The sequence below is a fragment of the Bradyrhizobium sp. CCBAU 21365 genome (assembly GCF_015291305.1).
Lineage (GTDB): Bacteria > Pseudomonadota > Alphaproteobacteria > Rhizobiales > Xanthobacteraceae > Bradyrhizobium > Bradyrhizobium elkanii.
Window position 1 is genome coordinate 5,194,407 of sequence record NZ_CP030036.1, and the last position, 12,636, is coordinate 5,207,042.

Here is a 12,636-nt window from a genome sequence, read left to right on the forward strand (position 1 = left end):
TCAATCTCAGTCCCCGCCGAGGAACTTCGCAGCGGCGCTCTGGGAGAAGAAGAAGCGGCCGTGAGATCCCGAGGCCATGACGAACGCCGCGCGTCCAAATAGCTGGGGCTGACCGCGCATCACCGAGCGCAGCGCCGCCTCGGCAGCATCGCGCTCACCCTGCTCGAAGAGGCAAGTGGCGAGGTGGGCGCGGGTCGAGCGATCATCCGGGTATTGCGCGAGCACGCGGCGGAACGCATCCGCGGCTGCGGCGTAGTCGCCACGGAGGATCAGGACCCGCCCGAGCTGGTTGAGAACGTCGGGGCGTCCCGGCGCAGCATCACGTGCCGCCGTCAGGACGCTTGCAGCCCGCGCGATGTCATTGGTCTCCTGCAACAGGCGCCCGAGATCGAGCTTCAGATCGACGCTCTCAGGCGCGAGCGCGAGACCGGCCTCGATCGTGCTGATCGCCTCGTCGTATTGCCCCGCCTTGGCAAGCTGCCCGGCGAGTTCCTGAAAGGACGGAAAATATGGCGGGCGGCGCGCCGCCGTGCGCCGAAGCTGTGCGATGCCGTCGGTGACGCGGCCCGCGCCGTACAGCAGCGCGCCGAGCAAAGTCTCGACCTCTCCATCGTCGCCGCGGCGCGCAACCCGCTCGAGCGCTGCGATCGCCTCGCCTCCCCGGTTCTGCCCCATCAGGGCATGCGCCAGAAGAAGCGCGGCGTGTCTGTCCGTGCGGTTTGATTTCAGGATGTTCGTCGCAATCTGCTCGGCCTGAGCAAACTGCTGCGCCCGCAACGCCAAGGCGCCTTGTTGCAGTGCCTGAGCGAGGAAATTATTCTGCCTGCCACTCACGAGCGAGATTCACGGTGCCGAGGGAATACCCTGCGCGTTTAGCCCGCATCTTCCGACGCGTCCACCAAAAGTATCGTCTGACGGACGAGGCCCGGATGTCCGCATGCGTTGATCACGCGGACATCGCGCGCTTCGTCCCGCTACTCGCCGCCGGCGGCGATCCCGCCGGGGCTTGGTTGCAGCTTGCCGCGCATCTCTGCGGATGACGCTTCGCCGTCCATCGTCTCCGGCCGCAACGCCTCCAGCGGGCGCTTGCGGGTCTCGATGCCGAGCACCGCAACCGCGATCGCCTGCACCACCAGGAGCCCGGCCACCACAGAGACGACGCCGGTGACGCCGAACCTCGTGAACAGCTCGACCACGATGAACGGCGTCACGATCGACATCAGGCGACCGGCAGTGTTGCAGATGCCGGACCCGCGCATCCTGAGCTCGGTCGGGAACAGTTCGGGGATGTAGAGCCCCCAGGCCAGCGCCAGCATCACCGCCACCGTGAAGACCAGGAGGAAGCCGATCACGACGAAAGCGATGGGGTTGATGAACATCGGATAGATCAGCCCGAGCCCGGCCGCCGCGAGCGACAGCACGATCAGCGACGGCTTGCGGTCGATCTTCTCGCCGATCCACATGCCCGACAGCGTGCCGAGCGGGCTGCCGAGCGTCATCAGCATGGTGTAGCCGAGCGATGACGACAGGTTGATGCCCTGCTTGACGAAGAAGGTCGGGATCCAGGCGATGAAGCCGTAGACCGCGGTGTTGAGCCCGATCAGGATCAGGCAGCCGACGATGGTCCGCGCGATCAACGCCCGCGAGAACAGGCGCGTGAAGCGAACGTCCGGCTGCACCGGGGCCGGCTGATAGGCCGGGGTCGGCAGGGTCCTGCCCTTGCCGACCTCCTGCTCGATCGCCGCCAGCACCGCCTCCGCCTCGGCGCTCTTGCCCTGCGTCTCGAGCCAGCGCGGCGATTCCGGCAGTGAGCGCCGCAGGAACCAGACGATCATCGCGCCGACGCCGCACAGCGCGAACATCCAGCGCCAGCCGAGATGCGGAATGACGACCCAGCCGACCAGCGTCGCGACGAACAGCGCACCATTGGTGCAGGTTGCGAGCGCGGCGCCCCAGCGGCCGCGCTGCTGCGGCGGGATGAATTCGCTGAGCACGACATAGCCGACGACGATCTCGGCGCCGAGTCCGAGGCCCATCACGAAGCGGGCCCCGATCAGCCAGTTCATCGACGGCGCGAGCGTTGCCGCCAGCGCGCTGAGGCCGAAGATCAGGAGGTTGGCCTGATAGGCGAACTTGCGGCCGAAGCGGTCGCCGGCGACGCCCGCCAGCCAGGCACCGATCAGCATCCCGACAAAGGTCGCCGAGATGAAGCGCGCATTCTGGGCGAGGTCCGAATAGCCGGACTGAACCAGCGCGCCGAGAATACTGCCGGCGAGGAAGATCTCGAAGCCGTCGACGAACAGTCCGGCCCCGATCAGCGCGAAGATCCGGTAGTGAAATCCGGCAATCGGCAATCTGTCGAGCCGGCCCCCCGCGTTAACGCCCTTGGTCACCTCAGCCTCCCTGATTTTGATTTTGTTTTGATCGTTCTCTGCGCCCGCGTTCTGTGCCGGCGCTATCCGGTCGAGACGCGCGCCTCCTCGTCGGCGCTTGCATGCGCAGCCTGCGGCCGCGGCAGGCCGAGATTCTCGCGCAATGTGTCGCCCTGATACTCGCGCTGGAACAGGCCGCGGCGTTGCAGCTCGGGCACCACGAGGCGCACGAAGTCCTGGTAGGTGCCGGGCACATGGGTGGCGGCGACGACAAAGCCGTCGCAGCCGCCTTCGCAGAACCACCGCTCCATCTGATCGGCGACCGCCTTGGGCGAGCCGACGAAGGTCGGCAGTTCGGCGAGCGTCCCGCGCCCGCTGAACTGCACGAAGTCCCGCGGCGTCGGATTGGGCTTGCCGCTGAGACTCACCACGCGGTCGCGGATCGCCTGCAATCCGCTGATCGATGCCAGCTCATCCGACGTGAACGGCTCGTCCATCGGCTTGGCCGCGAAATCGTAGTTCAGCACCTCCGACAACAGCGTCAGCGCATCGATCGGCTTGGCGAGCCGGCTGATTGCCGCGAACTTGTCCTCGGCCTCGGCCTGGGTCTCGGCGACGACCGGATAGACCGCCGGCGCGATGCTGATGTCCCTGCCCGTCTTGGCCAGCGTTCCCTTGAGGTCGGCATATTGCTTCTTGGCGATGTCGAGATTGGGATAGATCACGAAGATCAATTCGCCCCAGCGTGCCGCGAAGGTCTTGCCGCGACCGCTCTGGCCGGCCTGAATGATCACCGGATGGCCCTGCCGCGAGCGCGGCACCGTGAACGGGCCGCGCGAGCGGAAGAACTGCCCCTGATGGTCGAGCCGGTGCACCTTGGCCGGATCGGCGAACAGCCCGCTCTCGCGGTCGAAGCTGACGGCGCCGTCCTCCCAGCTGTTCCAGTGACCGAGCACGACCTCCATGAACTCGTCGGCGCGGTCGTAGCGCAGATCGTGGCTGAGATGCTGCGAGGCACCGAAATTCGCCGCCTCGGAGTCGTTCAGCGAGGTCACCACGTTCCAGGCCGCGCGGCCGTTCAGCAGCAGGTCCATCGTTGCGAACACCCGCGCGACGTGGAACGGCTCGTAATAGGTGGTCGAATAGGTCACGCCGATGCCGAGCCGCTCGGTCGCCAATCCCATCGTCAGCGCGACCGAGACCGGATCGAGCTTCGCCGCGCGCACGCCGTGGCGGATGGTCTCGCGAAAATCGTCGCCGAAGCGATCAGGGATCGCGAGGCGGTCGTCGAAGAAGGCAAGATGGAACTTGCCGTGCTCCAGCGTCCGCCCGATCTCCTGATAATAGTCGCGCGAGAACCAATTCGGCTTCGAGTCCGGATGACGCCAGGAGGCGGGATAGTTCGAGCAATTCTGGGCCTGCAGGAAGCCGATCAATTTCATCTGCCTGGTCATGGCGTGGTTCCTTCGTGGCCGCGGGAGAATTGGGGCATGTCAGATCACCCCGTCGCTGCGCAGCGCGGCGAGCGCCGCAGCGGTTGCGCCGGCAAGCGAGGTCAGGACTTCGTCGGTGTGCGCGCCGAGCGCGACGCCGGCGTGCTTGAACTGTGGCGGCGTGCGCGACATCTTGGGAATCGCGCTCGGCACCGCGATCGGCCCCGCGCGCGAGGCCACCTCGGCGATGTTGCCGCGGGCGCGGTACTGCGGGTCGGCGAAGATGTCCGCGATGCTGTAGATCGGCCCGCAGGGCACGTCGTAACGCTCGCATTCGGCAAGCGCCGCCTCCAGCGGCATGGAGCCGATCCAGTCGGCGACCATCCCGTTGACCTCCTCGCGCCGCGCCAAGCGGCCGGCCATGGCCGCATAGCGCGAGTCAGTCGCGAGATCCGGCCGCCGCATCGCCTGCGCCAGGCGCTCGAACATCTTGTCGCTCGAACAGGCCAGCGCCACCCATTTGCCGTCGGCGGTCTGGTAATGGCTGTGCGGCACGACATTGACAGTGTCGGCGCCGAGGCGTTCGCGGACGAAGCCGGTCTTGGCGAACACGGTCGCCATTTCATCAAGCAGCCGAAACACCGATTCATAGAGCCCGATATCGACCACCTGCCCGTGTCCGGTGGCTTCGGCATGGCGCAGCGCCAGCAGCACGCCGAGCGCGCCCCATAGCCCGGAAATATAGTCGGCGAGCGAGGTCGATCCCGGCATCACCGGCGCCCGTCCCGCCTCGCCGGCAAGATGAGCGAGCCCGCTGAAGCCGTGCGCGATCCGGGCAAAGCCGGGCTTGTCGCGCAGCGGGCCGTCCTGCCCATAGGCGCTGATGCGCAGCATCACGAGCTTTGGGTTGATCTCGCGCAGCGCCTCGAAGCCGAGCCCCCATTTCTCCAGCGTGCCGGGCCGGAAGTTCTCCAGCACCACGTCGGATTGGCGGACCAGTTCGCGAAACAGCGCGGCGCCCCGCTCGCTGCGCAGATCGAGCGTCACCGACTTCTTGTTGCGGGCTTCGCTGAGCCAGACATAGGTGTCGCCGCAGTCGCTCGGCGTTCCGAACCGGCGCAGGGGATCGCCTGTGCCCGGCTGCTCGATCTTGATCACCTCGGCGCCGAAGTCGGACAGCACCGTCCCGCAGAACGGCGCCGCCACGAAGGTTGCGATATCGAGCACGCGAATTCCGGCAAGCGGTGACTCATGCGACATCGCGCGCTCCCGCCCTGCCCGCCGCCTGAATTGCGTCGTTGCGGTCGATAATCGCCTGCGCGCGCTTGAGCACCGCAAGATCGATCAGCACGCCGTCCTGCCCGAAGGCGCCGTCGCCGCCGGCGCTGGCGGATTGAATCTTGGCTGTGATCTCGCGCGCCCAGCCGATCTCTCGTGCGGTCGGCGAGAACACCTCGTTCGCAGTTTCGAGCTGCGAGGGATGGATCGCCCATTTGCCTTCGAAACCAAGCGCGGCCGCCCGCGCCGCACTGGCGCGAAAACCTGCGGCATCACCGAAATTGGCATAGGGGCCGTCGATCGCCCGCAGGCCGTGGGCGCGGCAGGCATTGGCGATCCGGGCGAGCGCGAAGTGCCACTGGTCGTTCCAGTGCACGCGGCGCGCGCCGCCCTCGCCCGCATCGGCGAGCACGGCATAGCGCCGATCGGAGGCGCCGATAATCTCGCCGCAGGTGCGCAGGTCGATCGAGTAATCGCCGATGCCGAAGATCACAGCCTCCAGCCGCTCCGACGCCTGCACGATGTCCTCGACATTGGCGAGCCCCAGCGTGGTCTCGATCAGGATCTCGATGCCCAGCGGCCTTGCGCGCGGGAACTCGCGCTCGAGCCCCGTCAGCAGCGCATCGACGAAACGGACGTCGAATGCGGTGCCGACCTTCGGCACCATGACGAGGTCGAGGCGCGGCGCGCGGCTGACGATCTCGATGATGTCGCGATGCGCCCATTCGGTGTCGAGCCCGTTGATCCGCACCGCCAGCGTCTTGTTGCCCCAGTCGATCCGGTTCAGCGCCTCGATCGCGATCTCGCGCGCCTCGGGTTTTCGCGGCGGCGCAACCGCGTCCTCCAGATCGAGGAAGATGAAATCGGCGGCGCTACTCGCGGCGCGCTCGAAGAAATGGGTCGAGGTGGCGGGAACCGCGAGTTCGGAACGCTGGACGCGGCGCGTGCGCGGCTTGGTGACGGTGAAGGACATTGGAGCATCTTTTCTGCATCGCGCCGCAGGATCGTCTCCCGCGGCCAACACAACCATGCTAGATGTCCGGCACTGATCTTTCTAACGAGATTATCTTAAGAACTGTTCAGGTCTTTGGGACAATCCTCCGCGGGGCAAAACGATGTCGCAGATCAATTTCAAGCTGCTGCACATGTTCATCGCGGTCGCCGAGAACAAGAGCTTTCGCCAGGCCTCCGAGCAGCTCAACCGCTCGCAATCCGCGGTCAGCATGCAGATCAAGCTGCTGGAGGACCAGGTCGGCGCCGCCCTGTTTCATCGCACCACGCGGCGCGTCGAGCTGACCGCGGAGGGACTGCAACTGCTGACGCATGCCCGGCGCGCGCTCGGCGAATGGGAGAACGGCCTGCGCGAGATCCGCGAGGTCATCGACATCCAGCGCGGCACGCTGTCGCTGGCCTGCGTTCCCACCATTGCCGCGACCATCCTGCCGCAGGCGCTGCATGCCTTCCAGGCGAGCTATCCCGGCATCAACATCAATCTGCGCGAGCTTGCGGCCGAGGACATGCTGGACTGCCTGCGCCGGCGCGAGGCGGATTTCGGCATCGGGCCGGAGACGGACGGCTCGACCGAGTTTCAGTTTGCGCCGCTGTTCAACGACCCGATCTATGCGCTGGCGACGAAGGCGTTTCCGTTTCGCAAGCGCAGCGCGGTCGACCTGACCGAGCTGTCCGCCTATCCGATCCTGCTCAACTCAAAATCGGCGGCGCTGCGCTCGATGCTGGAGCGCGCGCTCGCCACGCGCAATCTGCAGATGAAGATCAAGTTCGAGGTCGAGCACAGCTACACGCTGGCCGCGCTGGCCGGCGCCGGCCTCGGCGTCGGCATCCTGCCGAAGGTCGCCTTGCCGCGGCCGATCAGGAAGACGATGCAGGCGCTGCCGATCGTCAATCCGACGTTGGAGCGCACGGTCTGCATCGTCTCGCTGCGCGGACAATCGTTCTCGCCGGCCGCCGGCGCGCTGACATCAGTGATTCACAAATTTCTCAAGCCGCGGCCCTAGGCCCGCCGGGCCAATCCGCAGAACGCGCCACCAAAATAGATCAGCGGCGTCTCCCCCTCCCGCAGATGCATCGCGCGGACCGCGCCGACGAAAATCGAATGCGTGTCGTGCGCATGCTCGTCGATCAGCTCGCAGTCGAGCCCGATCAGCGCACCCTTAAGGATCGGCGTGCCGGTGGCAAGCGACAGCCAGCCGTCGGCGTCGGAAAACCGATCGTCCCGCTCGATGCCGCGGCGGCCGGCGAACACATTGGCCAGTTCGGCCTGGTCGGCGTGCAGCATGTTGACGCCGAAGGCTGCGGTGCGCCGGATCAGGCCATGCGCGCTCGCCGAACGGTTGACGCAGGCGATCAGCCGCGGCGGCGCGTCCGACAGCGAACAGACCGACGTCGCCGTCATGCCCGTTCTGTCGCCCGGCCCGCCCGCCGATAGGATCGTCACCGCACCGGCGTGGTGGCGCATCGCCGCGCGATAGGACGCAGGGTCGACGTCGTGGTGAAGCGCACCGGCGGTCCGTGCGGCGGTAGAGAGCTGGCTGCTCGGTGCGATCATCAGACTGTTCCGCGCAAGTGACAAGGATGCCGATCCTATAGGTCAGTCGAACCGATCGCGGAAACACAAATATCTGACGAGTTGTTCAGTTCAGCCGATCAATGCCAATCACGCTCATGGGAGAGGTCCGGCGATCTCCAGTTCGCCCTGGGCAATGAAACGTAACGTGCCGCTCACCCGGAGCCCTTTCAGTATGGCTGAGCCAGATGCGGGTAGGTCAATGAAGAACCTTCAGATGCCTCGAACCTCAATCATCATTTTCTGCCTTTCGGTCCTCGTCCTGTCGATGTCCGCAACCGGCGTGGCCGAGGCGAGAGGCGGCTTCAATCCGAATTGCCGCGTCCCAAGGATCAGCCTCTGTCCGGGTTGCACGGTCGCCGTCAAGATTATCGTGCTGCAGAAGCGCGAGTGCCGGATCAACTATGGTTCGTTGGGCCCCATGCACTCCGAAGCTGTAGCGAACTTTGCCGTCCATCAAACGGCAGACTAGATCAACTCATTGCACAAGCGCCCCGGCCCTCACCGGAGGTGTAGCGTCCAACTCGGCAATCCGGCGGTCAATCACACCGATCACGTATTTCGAGAACGGCCCGAAGTGCAAGTACAGCGCCATCAGCATCACGATGTAACGCAGCGCGCCCGGATTGGACTTGGCGACCTCGACGAAGGTCTTCCAGAACGGCTCGCGAACCTCCGGCAGGGCACTTATGATCTTGTGTACGCCTTCGATGCCGCCAAGCCTCTTGCGCATGTCGCCATCCGGCAGGTCGCGGCGCCGGTCCGACCGGTCGAGCATGGCGGCAAGCCGCGACAGCCGTCCTGCATATCCCGTCGGGCTGTACACGTGCCCGAGCACGGCCTTGTAATCCGTGAGGATGTCACGAAGCGGACGCTTGGTGTCGAAATTGCAGCCCAGCGTGCACTGGTCGCCCGCCTGCTCGACCTTCATGAGATCATGGCCCTCGTGCAGTCGGCCTTCCTTAGCCAGCCGCCGCGTCAGCTGTGTGCCAGGCAGCGCATAGAGCAGTCCAACCATGCAGACTGGAATGCTCGCCTCCTCGATGAAGTCGATCATCGCCTGTGCCATCGAGACTTTTTCGGTATCGAACCCGACGATGAAACCCGCGGTGACAAACATGCCATAGTCATAGATCTTGTGAACGCTCTCGGCGATGTTGCGCCTGGTGTTCTGCTTTTTCTTCATCTGCACGAGGGTCTCTGGATCCGGACTCTCAATGCCGACGAAAATGCCGAAGAAGTTGGCGTCCTTCATTGCCTGCAGCAGTTCGCTGTCGTCAGCGATATTGATCGAGGCTTCGGTCGAGAATTCGAACGGATAGTCCCGCTCTTCCAGCCAGGCTTTGAGCCGCGGCAGCAAGACTCGGAGGTTTTTCTTGTTGCCGATGAAATTGTCGTCGACGAAATCGACGTGCCCTCGATAACCGTGATCGTAGAGCGCTTGCAGCTCGGCGAGAATCTGATCGGGGGTTTTGGTACGCGGCACGCGCCCGTACAGCTCGATAATGTCGCAGAACTCGCAGGTAAACGGGCAGCCGCGCGAATACTGCACGCCAATGAAGAGATAATGCTCGAACTTGATCAAATCGTAGCGGGGCATCGGGCTTAGCGTGACATCGATCTTGAATTTCTCGGCGGTGAACACGCCCTTGCGCTCACCGCGTTCCCAAGCGGCGATGAATTCCTCGATGATGTGCTCGGCCTCGCCGATCACCTGGAAGTCCGCATCCGCGTAGAGGTGCGGGCTGGAGGAGACGTCGGGCCCGCCGACACATACCGGCTTGCCGTGCCGGTGGGCGAGATCGATCAGGTGGAGAAAATCAGGCTGCTGGTTGAGCATACCGCCGATCATGACGAGATCGGCCCAGTCGAGGTCCGCGTCGGTCGAAGGCTCGGTGTTACGGTTGACGAGGCGAATCTCCCAGTGCTTCGGCAGCATGGCGGCCACGGTGATCAGTCCGAGTGGCGCCGCCGGATACTTCGCGCCGACGAGTTCGCAAGCCTCCGTATAGTTCCAGAAAGAATCCGGAACGAACTTCGGATAGATCATGAGGACGCGGCAGGGACTCGTCATGTTGCTCCGGTCCGTACCACAAACCTCAAGGCTCAAGGGTACATTCACTGGTCGATACAGGCATTAAGTGCTCAAAAGGTGGCGGATAGCCAGACGATATTTCGCCTTACCGCGAGCCCGGTCCTATCCCCGGGCCTGCCTGCTGTCAGCTATTCCGGTCAATATCACTCACCCGCCGGCCCGCGCGTCCAGCGATAGCGCACGCCGGGCTCCCTCTCCTCGTCGCCGATGACGTCGGTCTCCTCATCCGCGACAAAACCGCGCGTCTCGTAGAAGCGGCGCGCGGGCGTTGCATTGAAACGTCCAGAGCTGCAGCCGGTCCGGGTCTTGCGATCTCGAGCAGCGCGCCGCCGATGCCGCGGCCCTGTGCGCCCGGCAGCACGTAGAGCTGCCCGATCCAGCCGTCGCGGAATGCGATCACGCCGCTCATCGCCGCGCCGTCGAACGCCCCCCCCCACAGCGTGCAGGTAGCAAACATCTGCTCGCGATAGAACCAGCGATCTTCGTCGGGCGTGCGCGGGCCGGCGAGCCACGGCAGCGTCTCGTCGAACGCCGCGCGATGCACGCCCGCGGCGGCATCCGTGTCGGCCGGCGTGAGCCGCCTAATACTCAATCCCGAATTCGTCATAGAGGCGGCGGAACACGGCGGGCAGCACTTCGGTGAGATCTTCCGCGATCAGGCCGGGGCCCGCCTCGCTCGCGCTCTCGCCGTGCATCCAGACGCCGATGCTGGCGGCCTCGAAGGCCGCGACGCCCTGCGCCAGGAAACCCGCGATGATGCCTGACAGCACGTCGCCGGCGCCGGCGGTGGCGAGCCACGGCGGCGCGTTGGCGGCGACGGTGGCGCGGCCGTCGGGAGACGCGATCACCGTGTCGGCGCCCTTCAGCAGTACCACCGCGCCGGAGCGCTCGGCCGCCGCGCGCACGCGCTCGAGCTTGGAACGGCCGGGATGCTTGTTGGAGATATCGCTGAACAGCCGCGGAAACTCGCCCTCATGCGGCGTCAGCACCACCTGCTGCCCGTCGCTTGCCTTGATCGCCTCGAACAGCCGGTCCGGCGCGCCGGCAAAGCTGGTCAGCGCGTCGGCGTCGAGCACCAGATGCCGCTGCGCCGACAGCGCGGTGTGGACGAAGTCACGGGTCCGCGCGCTGACCCCGGCGCCCGGACCGATCACGCAGGCATTGAGGCGCTTGTCGCCGAGCAGCTCGGCGAACTGGATCGGATTGTCGACCGCGCGCACCATCACCGCGGTCAGCGCCGCCGCATTGACGGCAAGCGCATCGCGCGGCGAGGCCAGCGTCACGAGGCCGGCGCCGGCGCGCAGCGCGGCACGCGCGGCAAGCCGTGCCGCGCCGGTCGAGGCGAGATCGCCCGACACCACGACGGCATGCCCCCGCGCGTACTTGTGGCCGTCGATCCGGGGCACCGGAAACGACCAGCGCCAGGCCTCCGGCAAGTTCTCCGCGGTCAGCGGCTTTATCTCGTCGAGCACCTGCGCGGCGATGCCGATGTCGGCGACGCGCACCCGGCCGCAATACATCCGGCCCGGCAGCAACAGATGCGCGGGCTTCTTGCGGAAGAACGTGACGGTCTCGGCCGCCTGCACGGCGGCCCCCATCACGGCGCCTGTCGTGCCGTTGATGCCGCTCGGCAGATCGACCGCCAGCACCGGCGTACCGTTGGCATTGATCGCCCCGATCATCTCCAGCGGATCGCCCTTCACCGGCCGGTTGAGGCCGGCACCGAACAGCGCGTCGATGATCAGCGCCGGCTTGCCGAGCGCCTGCGGGTTGAACGGCAGCACCGGATATTTCCAGCCCTTCGCCGCCAGCGCCGCATCGCCCTGCAGGCTGTCGCGCTCGCAGAGCAGGATCACCGAGACCTCGCGGCCGCGCGCGGCAAGCTCGGCGGCGGCGACAAAGCCGTCGCCGCCATTGTTGCCGCGGCCGGCGACCACCACGATCGGCCCCTCCTCGACCAGGTCCATCGCGGCTTCCGCGACGGCCTGACCGGCGCTCATCATCAGCGCGAAGCCCGGCGTTCCGGCTGCGATGGTCAGCCGGTCGGCGCGTTCCATCTCGGTCGTCGTCAGAACGTCCATGCCGTATCCTCAATCGCTTCGCCTTTTCGAGAGGCAATTCCTGTAACGTTCGCGGGGTTTCTACTGGCCGACTGCATACGGTTTGATCTATTTGCCTATTTGTTAGGCTTGGATATCATAGCCCATGTGGTTCGATATCAGCCGATTGCCTGTTAAAAGGCTGATAACATTCCGAAATCGGGGACCTTAACAACTTGGCATAGACCCTGCTTTTGAGGAAGCCGCGCGCAAGGCCGCTCCATGCGACCATTGCGCGTGTTTCCGGCCACCGGCCGGAAGCCTTAAGACCAACCAGACTGCGCCCCACGCGCATCGAACTCGACCCTGCAATCTGCAATGCCCGGGAGGCGCTCAGTGAAGAAGATTGAAGCCATCATCAAGCCCTTCAAGCTCGACGAGGTGAAAGAAGCGCTCCAGGAAGTCGGACTGCAAGGCATCACCGTGACCGAGGCCAAGGGATTTGGCCGCCAGAAGGGCCATGCCGAACTCTATCGCGGTGCGGAATACATCGTCGACTTCCTGCCCAAGGTGAAGATCGAGATCGTGATCGGCGACGACCTCGTCGAGAAGGCGATCGACGCGATCCGCCGCGCCGCGCAGACCGGCCGGATCGGCGACGGCAAGATCTTCGTCTCCAACATCGAGGAAGCCATCCGCATCCGGACCGGCGAATCCGGGCTGGACGCTATTTAAGGGCGGTGCTATCCGGATTTTCTGACGGCAAAAGAGAAAAAAGGCTGCTTCGGCAGCCTGATTTCGTTTGAGTAGTCACACGAACTCGCCAAAAGCGGGA

The 12,636-nt window shown here is 65.3% G+C and carries 12 protein-coding genes; 3 read left to right on the forward strand and 9 right to left on the reverse strand.

Annotated elements, in window-relative coordinates:
- Positions 1-6: 6 nt before the first annotated feature.
- From XI02_RS23920 to XI02_RS23940, 5 genes are all read right to left on the reverse strand, one after another.
- A complete protein-coding gene (locus XI02_RS23920) occupies positions 7-834 on the reverse strand; it encodes a tetratricopeptide repeat protein (protein WP_371813990.1) in 828 nt (275 codons plus the stop codon).
- Positions 835-974: 140 nt separating this feature from the next.
- The gene (locus tag XI02_RS23925) at positions 975-2,393 is read right to left on the reverse strand and encodes an MFS transporter (RefSeq protein ID WP_038380346.1); all 1,419 of its coding nucleotides are present in this window, start codon (positions 2,391-2,393) and stop codon (positions 975-977) included.
- Positions 2,394-2,455: 62 nt separating this feature from the next.
- The gene (locus tag XI02_RS23930; protein ID WP_016845656.1) at positions 2,456-3,826 is read right to left on the reverse strand and encodes an LLM class flavin-dependent oxidoreductase; all 1,371 of its coding nucleotides are present in this window, start codon (positions 3,824-3,826) and stop codon (positions 2,456-2,458) included.
- Between the two features lie 39 nt (positions 3,827-3,865).
- Positions 3,866-5,065 (reverse strand): CaiB/BaiF CoA-transferase family protein, encoded by a 1,200-nt coding sequence (locus XI02_RS23935; RefSeq protein WP_016845655.1) that lies wholly within the window; start codon positions 5,063-5,065, stop codon positions 3,866-3,868.
- A complete protein-coding gene (locus XI02_RS23940) occupies positions 5,055-6,056 on the reverse strand; it encodes a CoA ester lyase (RefSeq protein WP_016845654.1) in 1,002 nt (333 codons plus the stop codon). Before XI02_RS23940 ends, XI02_RS23935 begins: the two co-directional genes overlap by 11 nt.
- Positions 6,057-6,198: 142 nt before the next feature.
- Between XI02_RS23940 and XI02_RS23945 the strand changes: the two genes are divergently transcribed.
- Positions 6,199-7,098 carry a LysR family transcriptional regulator gene (locus XI02_RS23945; protein WP_016845653.1) on the forward strand — a complete coding sequence of 300 codons (900 nt, stop codon included), beginning with the start codon at positions 6,199-6,201 and terminating at the stop codon, positions 7,096-7,098.
- Here XI02_RS23945 and XI02_RS23950 read toward each other — a convergent pair.
- On the reverse strand, positions 7,095-7,649 hold the full coding sequence (locus XI02_RS23950) for a flavin reductase family protein (RefSeq protein ID WP_016845652.1): 555 nt from the start codon (positions 7,647-7,649) through the stop codon (positions 7,095-7,097). The two genes, XI02_RS23945 and XI02_RS23950, sit on opposite strands and share 4 nt — an antisense overlap.
- Positions 7,650-7,869: 220 nt before the next feature.
- Between XI02_RS23950 and XI02_RS23955 the strand changes: the two genes are divergently transcribed.
- Positions 7,870-8,139: a hypothetical protein gene (locus XI02_RS23955; RefSeq protein ID WP_244620831.1), complete on the forward strand. Its 270-nt coding sequence runs from the start codon at positions 7,870-7,872 to the stop codon at positions 8,137-8,139.
- Positions 8,140-8,145: 6 nt separating this feature from the next.
- Here XI02_RS23955 and XI02_RS23960 read toward each other — a convergent pair whose 3' ends face one another.
- The 3 genes from XI02_RS23960 to XI02_RS23970 all read right to left on the reverse strand — a co-directional run bounded on the left by XI02_RS23960 (position 8,146) and on the right by XI02_RS23970 (position 11,843).
- Positions 8,146-9,741 (reverse strand): B12-binding domain-containing radical SAM protein, encoded by a 1,596-nt coding sequence (locus XI02_RS23960; protein WP_016845650.1) that lies wholly within the window; start codon positions 9,739-9,741, stop codon positions 8,146-8,148.
- A gap of 145 nt (positions 9,742-9,886) precedes the next feature.
- Complete coding sequence (locus tag XI02_RS23965; RefSeq protein ID WP_307724563.1) at positions 9,887-10,354, reverse strand: GNAT family N-acetyltransferase; 468 nt, start codon at positions 10,352-10,354, stop codon at positions 9,887-9,889.
- Complete coding sequence (locus XI02_RS23970; RefSeq protein ID WP_018271874.1) at positions 10,344-11,843, reverse strand: bifunctional ADP-dependent NAD(P)H-hydrate dehydratase/NAD(P)H-hydrate epimerase; 1,500 nt, start codon at positions 11,841-11,843, stop codon at positions 10,344-10,346. The genes XI02_RS23965 and XI02_RS23970 overlap by 11 nt, the downstream gene beginning before the upstream one ends.
- Positions 11,844-12,197: 354 nt before the next feature.
- Here XI02_RS23970 and XI02_RS23975 point away from each other — a divergent pair, with 354 nt between their 5' ends.
- Positions 12,198-12,536, forward strand: a complete 339-nt coding sequence (locus XI02_RS23975) for a P-II family nitrogen regulator (protein ID WP_011441447.1) — start codon at positions 12,198-12,200, stop codon at positions 12,534-12,536.
- Positions 12,537-12,636: the final 100 nt, after the last annotated feature.